Source organism: Geobacillus proteiniphilus (genome assembly GCF_001908025.1).
GTDB lineage: Bacteria > Bacillota > Bacilli > Bacillales > Anoxybacillaceae > Geobacillus > Geobacillus proteiniphilus.
This window is the reverse complement of record NZ_MQMG01000104.1, coordinates 1-2,355: the sequence shown is the minus strand read 5'-3', so window position 1 is coordinate 2,355 and position 2,355 is coordinate 1. Positions and strand designations below refer to the sequence as shown.

The following is a 2,355-nucleotide window of genomic DNA, read 5'->3' as shown; positions in this document are numbered from 1 at the left end:
CAAAACAAAAGAGTTAATTCTAACGCAATATAAGAGAAAGTCTTGAAAAATCGCTATGCTCATTGATTATCTCTCCTTATTTTATTTGCAAATTACAACTATATGTTTAACAAACAGGCAAGCCTAGATATACTTGCCTCAAAATAACGGTTTACAACATACACTTGATTTTGCCATACACTCATTCAACAATTTAATCGAACGAATCACGGTTTCTTTCTCAAATTCCGTCATATGTGAAAACACTTCTTCTAGATATCGATTTATTTCTCGATCAATGGTTGTTGCGATAAACTTTCCTTCGGTGGTTAACGATAACGTGTATACTCTTCGATCTTCAGGAAGCGGCGTTTTTTTTACTAATCCCTTTTTCACTAAATTTTGAATCTGTCTGCTGAACGTGGTAATATCCATTCCTAATGCTTCAGCCACTTGTTGCATGGAGGGATGTTCTCTTTTGTCAATTTCATAAAGAATATGGCTTTGAACGAGAGAAATATCTACATCATCAATCGAACAGCAATTTTTATTTAGCAATCCAAAACGACGTGTCATCACTTGAAACAACTCTCTAATGTTTTCCATTTTTTCACCTCTATAATTATTTATATCACATTATTTGCATATTGCAACTTTTTAATTTAGAAAATAGAATAAAATTTCACCAATTTTTATCATGATTTCCCCTCCTGTAAAATCAGCCGAGAAGATTCTTCTCGGCTGTCATTTAGTCTTATTCGCCTGTTTCAGCAAATTTTTTGATGCGCGCGCCGATTTCATCGCGAACACGACGGAATACAGCTAATTTTTCCTCCTCCGTTCCTTCCGCCTTTGCCGGATCATCAAATCCCCAATGAACACGTTTCACATTTGGTGGGGTTACTGGACAATGGTCCGCTGCATGACCACATAATGTTACTACCAAATCCGCTTTATTTAAAATTTCCGGATCAATGATATCCGATGTCTGGTTCGAAATATCAATTCCTACTTCTTTCATGACTTTTACCGCGTTTGGATTTAGTCCATGCGCTTCAATACCGGCGCTGTACACTTCCCACTCGTCGCCAAGATATTTTTTTGCCCATCCTTCTGCCATTTGGCTGCGGCAAGAGTTACCTGTGCATAAGAAGTAAATGATCTTTTTGTTTTTCATGTTTCCTTCCACCTCTGTTGTTAGTATGATACTGATTCTGTTTTAAAGTATTTTCGTTGAAACCATAGTGCCACGTTGACTAACGCAATCATGACAGGCACTTCCACCAGTGGTCCAATAACAGCTGCAAATGCTGCACCAGAATGGATCCCAAACACGCCAACAGCTACGGCAATCGCTAACTCAAAGTTATTACTGCCGGCTGTAAAGGCAAGTGTTGTGGTTACAGGGTATCTCGCTCCAAATTTCCTCCCTAAGAAGAAGGAAACGAAGAACATCAACACAAAGTAAATCAACAATGGAATGGCAACTCTCACTACATCCAACGGCAAGCTTACAATGACGTCTCCTTTTAAAGAGAACATGACGATAATCGTAAACAACAAAGAAATCAATGTAATCGGGCTGACTTTTGGAATAAATACTTTTTCATACCATTGTCTGCCCTTTGCTTTTACTAACAAAAAGCGCGTCAACATTCCGCCAAGAAACGGAATTCCTAAGTAAATAAACACCGACTTAGCGACTTCCATCATTGTAATATTAACGACAGCACCTTCTAGTCCTAACCATTCTGGAATGATCGTCACAAACACATACGCATAAACAGAGTAAAATAGCATTTGGAATACAGAGTTAAACGCCACCAATCCAGCTGCGTACTCCCTGTCTCCTTTCGCTAAATCATTCCAGACAATCACCATCGCAATACAACGTGCCAGACCGATCATGATGAGTCCGACCATGTATTCCGGTTTATCCGGTAAGAATATGATCGCCAACAAAAACATAAGAATCGGTCCAATAATCCAGTTTTGTACGAGCGATAACACTAATACTTTCACATCTTTAAAGACGCGCCCAATCTCCTCATAACGAACTTTTGCTAACGGAGGATACATCATTAAAATTAAGCCAATCGCAATTGGAATTGATGTGGTCCCTACCTGCAAACTGTTCATTCCGTCTACAAAGCCTGGAAAGACAAATCCTAAGCCAATTCCTGCTGCCATAGCAAGGAAAATCCAAAGCGTGAGGTATCGATCCAAAAACGATAGACGTTTTTTCCCCGTATTATTCATTTTTTCCCCCCTAATAATTTAAATTAGTAGATTAGTAGGTTAACAACCGCAACGGAGCGTAGGGTTGGTTTCCTCAATCTTACGAATATTCTCTGTTTGATCTGGAATATGTTGCAG

3 protein-coding genes are annotated in these 2,355 nt (G+C 38.9%); all 3 read right to left on the bottom strand.

The window, feature by feature from the left end; all coding sequences use genetic code 11:
- Positions 1 to 138: 138 nt before the first annotated feature.
- The 3 genes from BRO54_RS18650 to arsB all read right to left on the bottom strand — a co-directional run bounded on the left by BRO54_RS18650 (position 139) and on the right by arsB (position 2,238).
- Positions 139 to 585 carry a MarR family winged helix-turn-helix transcriptional regulator gene (locus BRO54_RS18650; RefSeq protein ID WP_011230094.1) on the bottom strand — a complete coding sequence of 149 codons (447 nt, stop codon included), beginning with the start codon at positions 583 to 585 and terminating at the stop codon, positions 139 to 141.
- 148 nt (positions 586 to 733) lie between these two features.
- A complete protein-coding gene (arsC, locus tag BRO54_RS18645) occupies positions 734 to 1,156 on the bottom strand; it encodes an arsenate reductase (thioredoxin) (RefSeq protein ID WP_011230093.1) in 423 nt (140 codons plus the stop codon).
- Between the two features lie 20 nt (positions 1,157 to 1,176).
- Complete coding sequence (gene arsB / locus BRO54_RS18640) at positions 1,177 to 2,238, bottom strand: ACR3 family arsenite efflux transporter (RefSeq protein WP_011230092.1); 1,062 nt, start codon at positions 2,236 to 2,238, stop codon at positions 1,177 to 1,179.
- Positions 2,239 to 2,355 lie beyond the last annotated feature (117 nt).